The organism is Bacillus sp. KNSH39 (assembly GCF_052656585.1).
Window position 1 is genome coordinate 4,763,304 of sequence record NZ_JBQXYO010000001.1, and the last position, 15,771, is coordinate 4,779,074.

At 35.1% G+C, this 15,771-nt stretch carries 15 protein-coding genes; 10 read left to right on the forward strand and 5 right to left on the reverse strand.

What is annotated here, in order from left to right:
- Window positions 1-46: 46 nt before the first annotated feature.
- Entirely contained in the window at window positions 47-244 is a 198-nt protein-coding gene (locus tag ACUL40_RS24325) for a hypothetical protein (protein ID WP_001098258.1), read from the reverse strand.
- Between the two features lie 134 nt (window positions 245-378).
- Complete coding sequence (locus ACUL40_RS24330; protein ID WP_000954998.1) at window positions 379-843, reverse strand: hypothetical protein; 465 nt, start codon at window positions 841-843, stop codon at window positions 379-381.
- A 187-nt stretch (window positions 844-1,030) separates the two neighbouring features.
- Here ACUL40_RS24330 and ACUL40_RS24335 point away from each other — a divergent pair, with 187 nt between their 5' ends.
- From ACUL40_RS24335 to ACUL40_RS24350, 4 genes are all read left to right on the forward strand, one after another.
- Window positions 1,031-2,500, forward strand: a complete 1,470-nt coding sequence (locus tag ACUL40_RS24335; protein WP_000486653.1) for a SulP family inorganic anion transporter — start codon at window positions 1,031-1,033, stop codon at window positions 2,498-2,500.
- A gap of 335 nt (window positions 2,501-2,835) precedes the next feature.
- Complete coding sequence (locus ACUL40_RS24340) at window positions 2,836-4,356, forward strand: putative polysaccharide biosynthesis protein (RefSeq protein WP_001043999.1); 1,521 nt, start codon at window positions 2,836-2,838, stop codon at window positions 4,354-4,356.
- 143 nt (window positions 4,357-4,499) lie between these two features.
- On the forward strand, window positions 4,500-5,588 hold the full coding sequence (gene csaB / locus ACUL40_RS24345; protein ID WP_001241591.1) for a polysaccharide pyruvyl transferase CsaB: 1,089 nt from the start codon (window positions 4,500-4,502) through the stop codon (window positions 5,586-5,588).
- Window positions 5,589-5,734: 146 nt separating this feature from the next.
- Window positions 5,735-7,597 carry an S-layer homology domain-containing protein gene (locus ACUL40_RS24350; RefSeq protein WP_000847509.1) on the forward strand — a complete coding sequence of 621 codons (1,863 nt, stop codon included), beginning with the start codon at window positions 5,735-5,737 and terminating at the stop codon, window positions 7,595-7,597.
- A 42-nt stretch (window positions 7,598-7,639) separates the two neighbouring features.
- On the opposite strand, the gene ACUL40_RS24355 is transcribed toward ACUL40_RS24350, so the two are convergent.
- Window positions 7,640-9,034 carry an O-antigen ligase family protein gene (locus ACUL40_RS24355; protein WP_000247538.1) on the reverse strand — a complete coding sequence of 465 codons (1,395 nt, stop codon included), beginning with the start codon at window positions 9,032-9,034 and terminating at the stop codon, window positions 7,640-7,642.
- A 301-nt stretch (window positions 9,035-9,335) separates the two neighbouring features.
- Between ACUL40_RS24355 and ACUL40_RS24360 the strand changes: the two genes are divergently transcribed.
- From ACUL40_RS24360 to ACUL40_RS24370, 3 genes are all read left to right on the forward strand, one after another.
- A complete protein-coding gene (locus ACUL40_RS24360; RefSeq protein WP_001999174.1) occupies window positions 9,336-10,148 on the forward strand; it encodes an enoyl-CoA hydratase in 813 nt (270 codons plus the stop codon).
- Between the two features lie 109 nt (window positions 10,149-10,257).
- Complete coding sequence (locus tag ACUL40_RS24365) at window positions 10,258-10,575, forward strand: hypothetical protein (protein ID WP_000738198.1); 318 nt, start codon at window positions 10,258-10,260, stop codon at window positions 10,573-10,575.
- A 17-nt stretch (window positions 10,576-10,592) separates the two neighbouring features.
- Window positions 10,593-10,919 (forward strand): nucleoside triphosphate pyrophosphohydrolase, encoded by a 327-nt coding sequence (locus tag ACUL40_RS24370; RefSeq protein WP_001277350.1) that lies wholly within the window; start codon window positions 10,593-10,595, stop codon window positions 10,917-10,919.
- Between the two features lie 21 nt (window positions 10,920-10,940).
- Here the strand turns inward: ACUL40_RS24370 and ACUL40_RS24375 are convergent, their stop codons facing one another.
- The gene (locus tag ACUL40_RS24375) at window positions 10,941-11,120 is read right to left on the reverse strand and encodes a hypothetical protein (RefSeq protein ID WP_001027083.1); all 180 of its coding nucleotides are present in this window, start codon (window positions 11,118-11,120) and stop codon (window positions 10,941-10,943) included.
- Window positions 11,121-11,246: 126 nt separating this feature from the next.
- Here ACUL40_RS24375 and ACUL40_RS24380 point away from each other — a divergent pair, with 126 nt between their 5' ends.
- From ACUL40_RS24380 to ACUL40_RS24390, 3 genes are all read left to right on the forward strand, one after another.
- A complete protein-coding gene (locus ACUL40_RS24380; RefSeq protein WP_000930028.1) occupies window positions 11,247-12,296 on the forward strand; it encodes a M42 family metallopeptidase in 1,050 nt (349 codons plus the stop codon).
- Window positions 12,297-12,687: 391 nt separating this feature from the next.
- A complete protein-coding gene (locus ACUL40_RS24385) occupies window positions 12,688-14,280 on the forward strand; it encodes an N-acetylmuramoyl-L-alanine amidase (protein WP_033695769.1) in 1,593 nt (530 codons plus the stop codon).
- Window positions 14,281-14,433: 153 nt separating this feature from the next.
- Window positions 14,434-15,387, forward strand: coding sequence for a TRM11 family SAM-dependent methyltransferase (locus ACUL40_RS24390; protein WP_001059321.1), 954 nt, complete (start codon window positions 14,434-14,436; stop codon window positions 15,385-15,387).
- A gap of 105 nt (window positions 15,388-15,492) precedes the next feature.
- Here ACUL40_RS24390 and ACUL40_RS24395 read toward each other — a convergent pair whose 3' ends face one another.
- Complete coding sequence (locus tag ACUL40_RS24395) at window positions 15,493-15,768, reverse strand: YflJ family protein (protein ID WP_113732248.1); 276 nt, start codon at window positions 15,766-15,768, stop codon at window positions 15,493-15,495.
- Window positions 15,769-15,771 lie beyond the last annotated feature (3 nt).

Below are 15,771 nucleotides of genomic sequence, written 5' to 3' on the forward strand. Positions count from 1 at the left end.
GTTGTGTAATAAAGATAAAGCCCGCCTACGGAATAGGGGGCTTTTCTTACTTTTTATAAATATTTATTCCAATTATATTATCAGATGAGTCTAAACGAATATAAACGTCAGCTGATAAAAGGTGTGCATTATATATTCGTTGTTTATATGTTGATATCTCGAAGCGTTTTCCATTTAATTCACATTCTAGAATAATCATATCGCCATGTTCTTTCCAATTTATTAATTTAGCAGTTGTATTCATATAAACCTCCTCTGAATCATTTTATGAAAATTAATAGAGATAGTGTGAGAAAGGAGTTTATATAACAAAAAAAGACACCTTAAGTGTCTTCTTTGATTACTATAAAAGTCGTTGAATGAAATAGGTTTCTATTTTTATTTGCGTGAAAAGCCTTCTTCATCAAGGTATTCCGCAGCTTCTGGATAAGAGTTGAATGTACCGTCTAAGTTTACACCAGCGTACACGTTCCACATGTCATCCTCTGAAATAAGAGTAAGAATATGACCATCTTCGTTCTGCCATTCTTCTTCTTTCGCAGGTTCTACAGGTGCTACTACTTCTTCTTGTGATAGAAGGTCAATTGATTTCTCAATTACTGAACGTAACTCCTCTGCTGAAAACTCACGGATGTTAACCATGCCTTTATCATCTGTTTTATAACCTTTAATACCGCTTGCATATACAAATCCATTTCCATTTGGGTGTAAATGAAATACAACGTTCTTTTTATCTAAACGACTTTCTTCAAAGTGGAAGTTTACACGTTTTAATGATACGTTCTTTCTTTCTAGTTCTGGGAAAGATTCAATAATCGATAATTTTTCTTCAAAAGTTAGCATAGTGCCTCCAAGTATATAGTAAAAGATTTAATTTGTTCATTATAGCATAGTTGCAATTGTTTCCAAAGATAAGGGGGAAACTTTTCGTTGAATACGTTTACGTCACGAGAATGTAAAAAGTGAGCTAACGAATGTATCTTTTTAGGTGTACAATGGAACATGGACTTTATACAAAGGTGGTTTTTTTATGTTTCAAAAAATAGCAAAGGAATGTTTAGCAGGATTTACTGTTGCGATTGTTGCGTTACCACTTGCGATTGCATTTGGTATTGCCGCGACAGGAACGTCTGAGGGAGCGCTTGTTGGATTGTATGGTGCGATTTTTGCAGGTTTATTCGCAGCGTTATTTGGCGGGACACCTGGGCAAGTAACAGGACCAACAGGACCAATTACCGTTATTGCAACAGGAGTTATTGCGACGCACGGGTTAGAGGCAAGTTTTATTGCCTTTATGATGGCAGGGTTATTTCAAATTTTATTCGGTGTATGTAAGCTCGGTTCTTACGTTCGATATATTCCGTATCCTGTCGTTTCGGGATTTATGAATGGTATTGCATTAATCATTATTTTAGGCGAAATAAAGCACGTACAAAATAGTTTTTTACTTGTTGTGTTAACGATTATTGTAATGATTGTTTCTGGTAAATGGATTAAGGCGATTCCGTCTAGTTTAGTAGCACTAGTCGGTGTGACAGCTTTGCTACCTTTATTTTCTTCCTTACTCGAAGGACTTACAGTAAAGTTACCGATTATCGGAAATCTTTCACTAAATAAAGTAATTGAAAAGATTGGAACCATTCCAGAAGCGATGCCTACGCTTCATATTCCATCTTTAAGTGGAACAGGAATAGCAGCACTTATTTTGCCAGCGCTTAGTATTGCTTTATTAGGATCGATTGACTCGTTGTTAACATCGGTCGTAATGGATAATGTGACAGGTACACGTCATAAAAGTAATAAAGAACTGGTCGGACAAGGTATCGGTAATATGATGAGCGGATTGTTTGGCGGATTAGCAGGTGCAGGTGCGACTGTAAGGTCTATCGTGAATATAAGAAGTGGCGGTAAAACGGCACTTTCGGCATGTATGCATAGTGTTATCTTATTTATTTTTATTATGGGTCTTGGTTCGGTCGTACAATATATTCCACTTGCTGTATTATCAGGTATTTTAATTTTAACTGGTATTGGAATGTTCGATTGGGGAAGCATGAAAAAGATGCATGTCGCTCCTAAAGGTGATGTCGTTGTTATGCTCGTAACGATGATTGTAACGGTGAAGTTCGATTTAATGATTGCTGTTGCATTCGGTATTATTCTTTCGTTCATCATATATATGGTGAAATGTAAAGAACGTAAAACTTCTATCGTAAAGGAAAAAGAAGAAACGTACACAATTCAAGGACCGCTCTCTTTCCTATCAGTAGATCGTATTTTCTCTACTTTACAAGATGTGAAGTCACCGGTTATTTTACGTATGAAAGATGTGCGTTATATGGATGTATCAGGAGCTATGGCCTTATTAAATTTTGTTGAGCAATCAAATAAAGTAGGAGCAAGTGTAAAGCTTGAGCAAGTACATCCGAGTATTGAAAAAACAATCGCAGTAATGGCAAGCGATGAACAGAAAGAGCAATTGAAAATCTTAAGTGTTTAGATGGTAATTAGAATATCTCACAATCTTACATAAATTATAATGTAGAGTTGTGGGATATTTTTATAATGTTTTTAGTAATATGTATCGCAGTGATAGGGAGGAAGGGCTCTTTTTGCGTAACAGAAACGGTTATAGTGTGTACATACATAATGGAAGGAATTAGAAAAAATATTGTGAAGAGACAGGCTTAAATGGGTTCTCTTTTCTATTTTGAAAAAAAAACCAAGTATTCAACCTATAATAAATTTGTTATGATAACCAATGGGATAAAGTGAATTCCTATCGTTTAAAACAATATGTTTGAGAGTATATGTATAAAAGAAAAGAGAAAAAATATGAATAAAACATTTGTAAAAGGAGCAGCAATTTTAACCATTACAACTTTTTTGTCGAAATTGCTGGGTAGTTTTTTTCAAATTCCATTACAAAATATTGCAGGAGATGAAGTGCTCGGTATTTTCCGCCTTGTTTTTCCTGTATATATGATTGCTCTTACATTATCGGTAGCCGGAGTTCCACTTGCAATTTCGAAACTAATTGCAGAGTTGAACGAAAAAAATAAGCAAAAGGAAATTGCAAAATTATTTAAATCAGCGTCAATTATTGGGATAGCATTTGGCGTTTTCGGCTGTTTAGTCATTGTATTATTTTCTATTGAAATTGCAAATATGCTTGGTGGACAAGAAACTAGAATGCCGTTGCTTATTACTTCATTAGCGTTACTCATTGCGCCATACATGGCGGTGTATAGAGGGTATTTTCAAGGTTTCGGTGATATGAAACCAACAGGGGTATCACAGGTCATTGAGCAATTTGTACGTGTGTTTTTTATGTTAATAATTGCTTACATACTAGTATCATGGGATAAGAGTAATACTGTTATTACTAGTGGTGCGATGGTTGGCTCTTTTCTTGGAGTCATTAGTTCGCTTATATATTTGCGTATAAAATATAATAGAAGTCCATACTACAATAAAAGCAATTCCTATTCGCTCCGAGATTTAAGAGAAAACGGCAAAAAGATATTGCGGGTATCGATCCCAATCGCTATTGGAGCTTTATCAATGCCACTTTTAAATTTAGTAGACTCGCTTACAATACCGCATGTATTACAAGGATCATCAACAGAAATTCAAGAACAATTTGGAATATACAGTCGCGGTTTTGCATTCACGCAAATAATTGTTATTTTTGCAAGCGCAATTGTATTTCCGTTAATACCACTCTTAACTTCCGCATTGGCCAAAAGAGATATAAATTTGGCGAAAATAACAATTCAAAATACAAATCGACTAGCGCATGTTTTGACAGCACCGTTAACAATATGGTTGATGGCATTAACAGTACCGTTAAATGTCGGATTGTTCACAGATGTAAAAGGCAGTAGTATGTTAACAGTTATGATTGGCAGTTCGTATTTTACTGCGGTTATGGTATTATCAATAGGTGTTTTACAGGGCATTAACCGTTCTGCACAAGCTGCATGGATTGTTATTGGTGCGAGTTGTGTGAAAGTCGTGTTAAACATAATGTTCGTGCAGAAGTTTGGCATAGATGGAGCGGCGTATAGTACATTCATTACTTACGTATTGATTTGTATTGTAAATCATTTGTATATTCGAAGCTATATTGCCTATTCTATTCATTTAAAAAGCTTTTTTGGTGTGCTAGCAATAGCATGTATTTTGGGACTAGGATTGTATGAACTATGTAATGTGATAAATATTACATCTTCAAGAATTATGACGTTATTATTCAGTGGTATAGCATTAAGTATTACAACCATTTTGTATGGTGTATGTGCTTTGAAATTAAAATGGATATCAATAAACAAAATACCATTTTTGAAAAGATAAATATAGAAATTTAATTTTTTATTATAATTCATATGAACTGATAAAGAGGAAACTATGTAGGGTATCAAGTGTTTAGGTAAGGAATGGGTACTAGTTTATGTTAGATGAAATAAACGGTTACCTAGTTTTGGAGGAGATTTAGGGTGCGTTTAGTCTTATCAGGATATTATGGTTTTTATAATGTTGGAGACGAGGCGATTCTACAATCAATTATTGAATCGTTAAGTAAAGAGAACCCGGATATAGAACTAGTAGTACTATCAAATGATTCTAAATATACAAAGGAAATGTATGGTGTAGAATCGGTAGATCGCTGGGATATAAAAGCTGTTTATCATGCAATCAAAAACAGTGATGGAGTTATTAGCGGTGGCGGGAGCCTTCTTCAAGATCAGACAAGTACGAAGAGTATTCTATATTATACGGGTATTATGGGACTCGCTCGATTATTAAAAAAGCCGTATTATATTTATTCACAAGGAATAGGTCCAATTACAAAAGGATATAATCGTCTATTAGTAAAATGGAACTTGTCAAAAGCTTCCTATGTATCAGTTCGAGATGAGGATTCGTTTTTATATTTAAAAGAACTTGGCATAAAAAACGATATTGAAATTGTTCCAGACCCTGTTTTAACATGGAAACGGACAAAACAATCGGATTGGTTGCAAAAGCATTCGATACATGGAAAAGTAATTGCGGTTAGTGTGCGTTATTGGAATGCAAAAGAAGATTATATAAAAAAATTAGCTGCGGCATTAAAAAAATTAAAGCAAGAAGGATACCAAATTCTATTTGTTCCAATGCATGAGCCATTTGATCAAAAAGCTTCGCGTGAAGTAGTAGACTTAATGGGAGAAGAGACGTATATGCTTCCATATAAAATGGATATCGACGAGAAAATATTCATTTTATCACAATGTTCATTACTAATTGGTATGCGTCTTCATGCACTAGTTTTTTCTGCTGTAGCCAAAACTCCAATGGTCGGGATTTCATACGATCCGAAAATTGATTCGTTTTTAAGTCAAGTGAATCAGCCAGTTATAGGAAGTGTGGATGGCGAATGGAGTGCTGAATATTTATATGAAATTGCGAAAAAGCAATTAATGCAACAAGGAACTGTGCAGCAAGAGTTACAATTGACAATAGATGAGCTTCGGTTGCAAGGCAAACAGGCAACAAAGAAACTCATTGATCATATGGAAAAAGGCACTTTATTAAAAAAGTAAAGTGTCTTTTATTTTGTTTTGAATGTAATGAAAATTCAAATTAAAAAACGTTTTATTTTAATTCCTATTTATTATGCTAAAATGATTGTGATTATTATATAATCAAATTTGTGATAATAAATTCGTAGATTACGAGGAGGATAACCTTGAAGACTTTTTCAAAAGGTATAACAGCAGTGGCATTAACGGGATCATTACTTTTAACTCCTATTTCAAGTTATGCGGCAAATGATGATATTACAGGACATATGTTTGAGACGAATATGCGCTCACTTATTACTAAAGGAGTTTTAATGGGGTATGGGGACAATGTATATGCGCCTGATAAATTAGTAACAAGAGCAGAGTTTGCTACATTCATAGCGAGAGCTTTAAATTTACCGAAAGCTGATTCGAATTTCGAGGATGTGCCGAAGACTTACGGTTTATATGATGGTGTAAGTAGAGCATATGGAGCGAAAATTATTAATGGTCGTACGAACGAGACGTTCTCACCAAATGATGTGATTACACGTGAAGAAATGTCGATCATGGTAAAGCGAGCGTTAGACTATAAAAATATTAAAGTAGCTGTAAGTCCGCTTACCTTTACTGATAAAGATAGTATTAACTATAAAGAGCATGTGCAAGTTATGGTGGCTACTCAAATTATTAAAGGGTATCCAGAAGATAATACATTTAGACCACATTTATCAGCTACAAGAGGGATGGCTTCAGCTATGTTGGATCGCATGCTTCAGACGATTGAAAAAAACGGAAATACCAATCCTGTAGAAACTAAGAAATATGTTGTGACAAATGTAAGAGAAAACGGAACAGAGCAAGAAGTAGAGCGCTATAATACGTATAAAGAAGCGGTTACGGCTGCTCAAAATAAAGGTATGAATGCGGTAAAATATGAGAACGAATTTTTATGGATTAAAGATGGTTTTGCAAGTGCGAAAAGAATAACTGGGCAAAACATCATTAATATTTATGATGAGAATTTAGCAACAGTATATACGTATATTCAGTATGGAACAGAATTGAAAGTGTTAGAAGTTGGCGAAGATCGTGTGAAAGTTCAACTTTCTGGTTTGACAGGTTATGTGAAGAAGAATGAAATCACTTTAATTCCTACAAATGAAATGAAACAGTCGTCTTATTATGTGAAATCAGATGGATATTTATACCATAAATATTATACATATAATACAAGTTCACCTGGATATACAGAATTTAGATATGGTGTGGCACCTTCTTTCATGAAGCAAGGACAGCAAATGTATAGTGTAGATGGAAAGACATTCGGAGACGAAACTTTCTATCAATATTTCAATTATTTATCATTACGTTCGAAAACAGATTATACAGCTGAACAACTAGATAGTTATGTGAAATCGATTAAGCCAGACTCTCCATTAATTGGTTTAGGAAAGAAATTTAAAGAAGTAGAAAGCAAGTATAATGTAAATGCATTATTCTTATATTCATTAGCAATTCATGAAAGTTATTATGGAACAAGCGCTCTTGCAAAAGACAAAAATAATTTATTTGGTTTAAAAGCAACAGACGATAGCCCATATGGTAACGGGGAAGCATTTAATTCAAAAGAAGATTGTATTGAACATGCAGCAAAATTATACATGAATGAAGGATATTTAAATCCAGGACATTGGCGTTATACAGCAACATATACAGGTGATAAAGCTGCTGGTTTAAATGCGAAATATGCATCTGATGCGAACTGGGGTAAAAAAGTAGCGGGGCATATGAACCGTTTTGATTCTTATTTAGGTAAAAAAGAGTACAACAAGTACAAACTTGCACGTGTGATGAATAACGTGGAAGTGAAAAAGAATCCTAGTATATCAAATGAGCGACTGTATCGTTTAAATACAAATGTAGTTGTTACAGTTACTGGTGAAGAAATAATAAATGGAAAAGCGTGGGTTAAAGTTATTTCAGATAATCCTACTGTAACAGAAGCGTATATTGCAAAAGAAAGCTTAGAATACGTAAAACATTAAATAAAAAAGAAGGTGCTACTAATATTTCGTAGCACCTTCTTTTTATTCAATTTCAAAATCAACAATGATATAAGCGAGAATAACAACGAAGAAAATGCTAACGGCTGGCGCTGTTAATACGTGGCCAGACATAAAGCCAATGCCAAGTGATAGAATGAGTGTGCTCGCTAATAGCATATACTTTACGGTCATGATTTTCTTAAAGTTTGTGATCATGCGGATGAATAATGTAATACCAAAGTATAGAAGTGGTATTAAGTAAATAAGGAAACCGACAATTCCAAATGCGAAAAATAGGTCATGGAAGTCCATTTCAATTAATTTAATTTTATCTGTGTAGTTACCAGCGTAACCCATTCCGAATAGTTTTTGTGAAAGCGGTGCGTCTTTATAGTACTGTTTGTATGTTTTTAAGAATTTGTCGCGATCGCTGTAAATTAAACTTTTTACTTCAGAATCTGTAAGTTCACCTTTTGCATGTTTTTTTGCATCTTCTGGATCTTCTTTAATTACTTTTCCTTCTTTTCGATCTTTCTCTTCTTGTACTGATTTTTTGTATTCGTATATTTGCATGTGAATGCCCATATTTTTTGCGATAGGAGTATGCGGTGTAAGAACAATTAAACCTCCTAGTATAACAGCGGCAACAACGGTATTTACAATATGTGTGAATCCTTTTCCTTCTTTTTTACGATTTATCATGTACTCAATGAATGAGAAGAAAAGTGCTACGCCTAATGTAATAACAATTGCGCCATATCCGACTTTCGTTCCGACCATAATACTTGCATACATCGCAAGTATTGTTGGAATCCAGTAATATATTTTCGAGAAAGAAGTTGTTTTATGAATCGAATATAAGACAATGATTGGGAACATAATGGCGAAAAGAGAACTTAAATCATTTCCAGCGAAGAACCAACCTCTTGAACCGACTTTTGAGTGAGGATAGCTTGGGAAATCCGTTCCAGTTTGCATTGCGACAATCATTGTGATGCTTAAAATTAAAGTTGCATATAAGAAATATGTAATGATTTTATGAAATACATACTCTTTATTTTTTAGCTCTTTAAAGGCGATAATATATCCAAACAGTAGCACAATTGGATATACGCTCTTTAAAATAAATTTAACTTCTTCTCCAAATGAAACTGGAGATTTAACCATCATATTATTTACAAGACCGATTGCGAGTGCGATTCCGAGTAAACATAAATAGAGGATGTACTTTTTCGCATCTTGTTGTTTGTGATGAAGAAGTAGGTATCCTAATGCAAGAAGCATAAAGGCGAAACGGACTACAACTCCAACTGTTGCGCTCATGTGTAGTATATAGATTGAAAAAGATGTTAATAAATCTAAAATTGGTTGAAACACAATGAATAGCAATAGGAAATGTGGGAAGTAGTTATCCGTTTGTTTCAACTTATTAACCATATGTTCCTCCAGTTCTTCATTCCTTTATTACAACACCCAAAAGATGGGTATAAAGCCTTTTTTACATAGTAAGGCGAATGAATTTCAATATTTGTTTTTTTATCAAACTTAAGAATACACCATTTCATTGTAATGGTAAATAGATGAAAAGCATGGATAAACCGACTTTAATTTCTATATTTTTCAACGGAATTGTATGTTTTATACGGTATATGTACAAATTGCGAGATTATTAGACAGAAAATTGAGAAAAAAGAAGGATTTTTCAGTGGTTTTCTATAATTATATAAGTATAATCTTTATGGAGAAAAGAGGGGTATATATAATGGAAATAACAAGTAAAACAGAATCTGTCGTTGTGAAATATGAAGGCCACGTTGCAACGGTTATGGTCAATCGCCCAGAGGTGTTAAATGCGTTGGATGAGCCGACCTTAAAAGAGTTATTACAAAAGTTGAAAGAAGTAGCGGAAAGTTCTGCGCATATCGTTGTGTTATGCGGGAACGGCCGTGGTTTTTCTGCGGGTGGGGATATTAAATCGATGCTTTCAAGTAATGATGAAAGTAAGTTTGATGGTATTATGAATACCATTTCTGAAGTTGTCGTGACATTATATACGATGCCAAAGCTTGTTATTAGTGCAATTCATGGACCAACTGCAGGTCTTGGATTAAGTATTGCGTTAACAGCTGATTATGTAATGGCGGATATATCATCTGTTATTGCAATGAACTTTATTGGAATCGCTTTAATTCCAGATGGAGGCGGTCATTTCTTCCTTCAAAAGCGTGTCGGTGAAAATATGACGAAGCAAATTATTTGGGAAGGTAAGAAATTATCAGCGACAGAAGCGCTTGATATCGGCTTAATTGATGAAGTAATCGGCGAAGATTTCCAAACGGCTGTGAAGCAGAAGATTAATGAATGGTCACAAAAGCCGATTAAAGCAATGATTCAAACGAAGCAAATTTTATGTGAAGTAAATCGTTCTAATTTAGAGCAAACATTGCAATTAGAAAAGCGTGGTCAATATGCAATGAGACAAACAGCGGATCATAAAGAAGGTATTGCTGCGTTTTTAGAGAAACGTTTACCAGCATTTAAAGGGGAATAAAGTTTGTCCATTCCTCACTGATTATTAGCTCGTTAATTCGGGATAAAGGGGAGAAAGTGCTAACACATTTTAGTATAATTGTGTTAGCACTTTTTTTTAGGAGTAATACATGAAGAAAATGATCGGTGTTATCACTATTATTTTGCTTACATATTCTGCTTTGCATAGTACACCATCTTTGGCAGTTCGGACTGCGTTATTTTTTGAGGGACATCCAAGTGTTGCATTTTCTGACGGGGTGACGAAAGAAAAAGATGTGAAAAAAGAAGCGATTCCAGATGAGTATCAAACTCTATATGGTAAGGACGAAGACTTAGAGCACTATTTCTTTCCACATGTAAGAGCACATGGATCAGGAATTGATATGTTAAGTGCATGCGTGAAGAAAAAATGGTTTTTCTATAAAGCAGAGCTCGGATGTTATTAAATATAGGAGGATGAATGATGTCAGCATATAACAAGTTAGTAAGAGATCGTGTTCCAGAGAAGATTTTAATGTCTGGAAAAACATATACAGCACAAAAATTAACAGGTCAAGCCTACATACAAGCTTTAGCGAAAATTGGAACGGAAGAAATTCGTGAATTTGCTTCTATGAAAGAACGCGAACATGCACTAGATTCTCTTGCAGATGCGCTAGAGGTTATCATTTCATTAGCACGTGCAGAAGGTGCATCGATTGAAGATGTGGAACGCCTTCGTAAGCAAAAAGAGATAGAGCGCGGTGGATTTGAAAGAGGGATTTATTTATTAGACGTTTCAGAAGAATAGTTTTATAGGAAAAGCATAGCGTTAATGAGTAACACTATGCTTTTTTGTTGCAATGAAGCTAATAATGAAGAAGATAGCTGTTAATATCCAGCCGATTGTAATAGAAGTAGTAGTATGAATGGCATAAGAGATTTGTAAACAAAATAATGATGCTAAAAACCAAATGAGTGCAATGTGTATATATTTTTTTGATATATTCATATTTCAGGACTCCTTTTGTATACTAAAAAGAATTTTACTACAATTCAGAAAATTAAACTATATAAGTAGAGGTTTTCTGGTGAATTTTGTATACTGAATAGTAGAGAAAATGAGGAGGAAACGACAATGGCACATCATGCGAAAGAAACGATGGAACTGATTAAGGAGCTTGTCTCTATTCCGAGTCCGTCTGGAAATACAGCAAAAATTATTAATTTCATTGAAAACTATGTCAGTGAGTGGAACGTAGAAACGAAACGTAATAATAAGGGAGCTCTTATTTTAACGGTAAAAGGGAAGAATGATGCGCAGCACCGCTTATTAACGGCACACGTTGATACGTTAGGTGCGATGGTGAAAGAAATTAAGCCTGACGGTCGCCTGAGTCTTTCTATGATTGGTGGATTTCGCTGGAACTCTGTAGAAGGGGAATATTGCGAAATTGAAACATCAAGTGGCAAGACATATACAGGAACGATTTTAATGCATCAAACATCTGTACATGTATATAAAGATGCAGGTGAAGCAAAACGCGATGAGAAAAATATTGAAGTTCGTATTGATGAGCGCGTATTTTCAGCTGATGAAGTACGCGAATTAGGAATTGAAGTAGGAGACTTCGTTTCATTTGATCCGCGCGTTCAAATTACAGAGAGTGGATACATAAAATCACGTCATTTAGATGACAAAGTAAGTGTTGCGATTTTATTAAAATTAATTAAAAGATTACAAGATGAAAACGTAACATTACCATATACGACGCATTTCTTAATTTCTAATAATGAAGAGATTGGATACGGTGGTAATTCTAACATTCCTGAAGAAACTGTTGAATACTTAGCAGTTGATATGGGAGCGTTAGGTGATGGACAAGCATCTGATGAATATACAGTATCTATTTGTGCAAAAGACTCTAGCGGCCCGTATCATTACGCACTGCGTAAACATTTAGTAGAGCTTGCGAAAACGAATCATATTGAATATAAAGTAGATATTTATCCATACTACGGATCTGATGCATCAGCTGCGATTCGCGCGGGATTTGATGTGAAACATGCTTTAATTGGAGCGGGTATTGATTCTTCTCACGCATTTGAACGTACACATGAAAGTTCTATTGCGCATACAGAAGCATTAGTGTATGCATATGTAATGTCTAATTTAATTGAAGAATAATTTCATAGATAATAGAGAGCTGATTAAAGATATTATTTTTAATCAGCTTTTTATTTGGCAAAGCGATTAGGAGACATGTTCTAATCGCTTTTTAATCCCGCTATTTGCCGAGTAGTAAGACCCCTACCTCAAAATTCAGCGAAAGCAAAAAAGTTAGATGGGGACCGGGCTGCCTGTAAAAGCCCGATTGGTGAGGGCTGATTAAAGTTTTTTATATACATTCATTATAAGTTATATATATGCGATTTTTGTTATACGACCGGAAACGTATTTACTATAGATATATAATGTTATACACTATGAAAGGAATTAATTAATAGTTAATATTTTTTAGTTAGCTTGATTAAAAAAATTGTATGAATATGAAGTTTTGAGAGGAGATTTATTTTTCATGAAGTACAAAGCAATAGCCGCAGGTTTATTAGCAGCAAATTTACTAGCACATCCAATTAGTAGTTTAGCAGAAACGAAGAAATTTCCTGATGTTTCAGATAGTGCGTGGTCGAAAGACGCAATTTATTATTTAGTAGAGAGAAATGTAATTAACGGTATGCCAGATGGTAACTTTATGCCATACGGAAATTTAACACGTGCCCAGGCAGCAAAGATTATCGCAACAGCAATTGGTGCTAAAGTAGATCCAAATGCAAAGCCGTCTTATAATGATGCAAAAAATAGTTGGGCAGCTTCATTTATTGCAGCCATGGAAAAAGAGAATATTATTAAGGGACGAGAACCAGGAGTATTTGATCCTGAAGGAAAAGTAACTCGTGCTGAAATGGCAGCTATGCTTGTAAGAGCATATAATCTGAAAAGCAAAGTAACAGGACCAGTTCCTACAAAATTTGCTGATTTAGAGAATCATTGGGGTAAAGAAGAAGTTAATATTTTAGTAGAATTAAAACTTTCTTTAGGTACAGAGAATGGCTGGAAACCGAATGATTCTATTACGCGTGAACAAGCAGCTCAGCTTACTGCGCAAACAGATAAATTTAGCAAGAATAGTGATCGTCCAGTAGAAACAAAGAAAATGTACATAGATAGAAAATTCATTACATATCACGCACCATCATTAAGTTCTGGGATTAGTGCAAATCAGCATAATCCACAAATGGTTGAAATTAAAGAAGAACGAGATGGATGGATCAAAATTGCAACAAGTAACGGTGATAAATGGACACCTTTAGTAGAGAAAACAGAAGTTATTAATGAAGGATTCACTACTTATGCAGAAGCTTCTTCTTCGTCAAAAGTAATGGGAACACATAACGCACAGCAAGTAACTGTTATTGAAGAGAACGGCAGCTGGATTCGTATCCGCATGGGCGCTGGTTTCCAATGGGTTAATAAAAATCAATTAAATCCAGTGAAGCAAGGGAATTTCTTAGAAGGCAAAGCGATTATCATTGATCCAGGTCATGGTGGAGTTGATCCAGGGCATTCTGGTGTGAAAATGGATGAAAGTGCTATTGTATTAGATACATCTTTACGTGTACAAAAACTATTTGAACAAAAGACACCATTTACTGTTTTATTAACACGTAATGATGATACGCGTCCGGGAAATACTCCTGGTGAATCTTTGAAAAAACGTGTAGAATTTGCACAAGAAAATAAAGGTGATATTTTCGTAAGTATTCATGCAAACGGGTTTAATGAACAAGTAGAAGGAACAGAAACGTTCTACTACAGATCGGCAACAAATCCAAACTCAGAAGAAAGCCGTGTACTAGCAGAAAAAGTACAAAAACGTTTAGTACAAGCACTTCAATCAAATGATAGAGGTGTAAAGACAGAAAACTTCTATGTAGTGAAATACAATACAATGCCTGCTATTTTAGCTGAACTAGGTTTCATCGATGCTAAAGGTGAAGGTGAAAAACTAGCTACTGAAGAATGGAGACAACGTGCAGCGGAAGCGATTTATCAAGGCATTTTAGATTACTATGAAGAAATGGGTAACAACGTGTCTTCTTTCCGTTAATAAATAATAAGAGATTGCCATTGGCAGTCTCTTTTATTTATTAACGTTTCTCTTTATTTCCGGCATATGATATCATTTAATTTTATATACAAAAGAAAAGTATTTGAGTAATTGTAATCATAACAATTTTAAACGATAGAGGATGATAATAGATTGAATAATCATAGTAAAACACCTGCCTGTATATATACGTATGCATTTCGTGAGGAGGAGCGTGCTTTATGTTACTTGGAAATGCGCTCGTTCTTTGGAATGGAGTCCCACGTTAATATTTTAAAAAGTGATGTCAAGATTGACCCGAGTAGAAGTGCGTTTATGAAAGAGCGCGTTGAGGTTATGTATGAAGGGGACGACTTAGAAAGCATTTTAAAACAAGTGGAACAAATTGATTTGGCGGGAGCGACATTTAAAGTTATCTTCGTTAAAATCAATGACCTCGTTGGGGAGAATAAAATTGAATATGGAGAAAGACGTCTTATTGAACGAGACCTTGGCATGCATATTGAAGGAGAAGCGGATGTTCGTAATCCAGAGCGTGTATTCGGGATTGTTCCTCTTGGAGGACGCTGGTACTTCGGGCACTATGTAGAAAGCGAACCAGTTTGGTATCATCACATAAAAAAACCGCATAGTTATTCGACATCTCTTAGCACACGTGTTGCGAGATCAGTTGCAAATATCGCTGTACCAAATCCAGAGGGAGTACGAGCAATTGACCCGTGCTGCGGTATTGGAACAGTAGTAGTAGAAGCACTTTCTATGGGGATTAACATCGTTGGTAGAGATATAAATCCACTTGTAGTTCTTGGAACAAGAAAAAACATCGCACATTTCGGATTTGAAGGAACAGTAACAAAAGGACCAATCGAGGAAATTACTGAGAACTACGACGTTGCCATTATCGATATGCCGTACGACCTATTTACGCATGCCACACCAGAAGACCAGCTCTCCATTCTTTCAAGTGCGCGCCGCATCGCTAAAAAGGTAGTCGTTGTAACGATGGAGACAATGGACGACATGATCCATGAAGCAGGGTTTGAAATTACAGATCGCTGTATTACCAGAAAAGGATCATTTACTAGACAAATTCTTGTTTGTGAATAAGAAAGGAAGGTCACCCGTTTGGGTGACCTTTTTAGTGTAGTTTGATGTGTGATTGATTGGCAGTTTGTAGGCGGCGATAAGTTGATATTGTGATAGGAGAATCTATTACTGTTCTTTTAATTTCTCTTGTTGTGCGATTAATAAATTGCGTAATACGTGTCCGCGGTAACTTTCTAATTTTCGTCCTTCATGATAGCGTACGCCTAATTTTTTTAGTTCAGCTACGTACCAGCCCTTTGTTCCGTAGTACATTGGATCACTTCCTTTTTGCTTTTGAACAGTATATGTTGGGGAGCGAAGTAACTTTACATTGAAAATAATAAGACTGGTTGTATCAAGGGGGCCCCCATAACATAGACTCTGGACAGTGTATAAAAAAATAGA

Bases quoted from the DNA above. Each gene is read 5' to 3' on its own strand.
- ACUL40_RS24325 (WP_001098258.1), bottom strand. From the start codon at position 244: ATGAATACAACTGCTAAATTAATAAATTGGAAAGAACATGGCGATATG.
- ACUL40_RS24365 (WP_000738198.1), top strand. From the start codon at position 10,258: ATGAAGAAAATGATCGGTGTTATCACTATTATTTTGCTTACATATTCT.
- ACUL40_RS24360 (WP_001999174.1), top strand. From the start codon at position 9,336: ATGGAGAAAAGAGGGGTATATATAATGGAAATAACAAGTAAAACAGAA.
- ACUL40_RS24370 (WP_001277350.1), top strand. From the start codon at position 10,593: ATGTCAGCATATAACAAGTTAGTAAGAGATCGTGTTCCAGAGAAGATT.
- ACUL40_RS24330 (WP_000954998.1), bottom strand. From the start codon at position 843: ATGCTAACTTTTGAAGAAAAATTATCGATTATTGAATCTTTCCCAGAA.
- ACUL40_RS24340 (WP_001043999.1), top strand. From the start codon at position 2,836: ATGAATAAAACATTTGTAAAAGGAGCAGCAATTTTAACCATTACAACT.
- ACUL40_RS24355 (WP_000247538.1), bottom strand. From the start codon at position 9,034: ATGGTTAATAAGTTGAAACAAACGGATAACTACTTCCCACATTTCCTA.
- ACUL40_RS24380 (WP_000930028.1), top strand. From the start codon at position 11,247: ATGGCACATCATGCGAAAGAAACGATGGAACTGATTAAGGAGCTTGTC.
- ACUL40_RS24335 (WP_000486653.1), top strand. From the start codon at position 1,031: ATGTTTCAAAAAATAGCAAAGGAATGTTTAGCAGGATTTACTGTTGCG.
- ACUL40_RS24375 (WP_001027083.1), bottom strand. From the start codon at position 11,120: ATGAATATATCAAAAAAATATATACACATTGCACTCATTTGGTTTTTA.
- ACUL40_RS24385 (WP_033695769.1), top strand. From the start codon at position 12,688: ATGAAGTACAAAGCAATAGCCGCAGGTTTATTAGCAGCAAATTTACTA.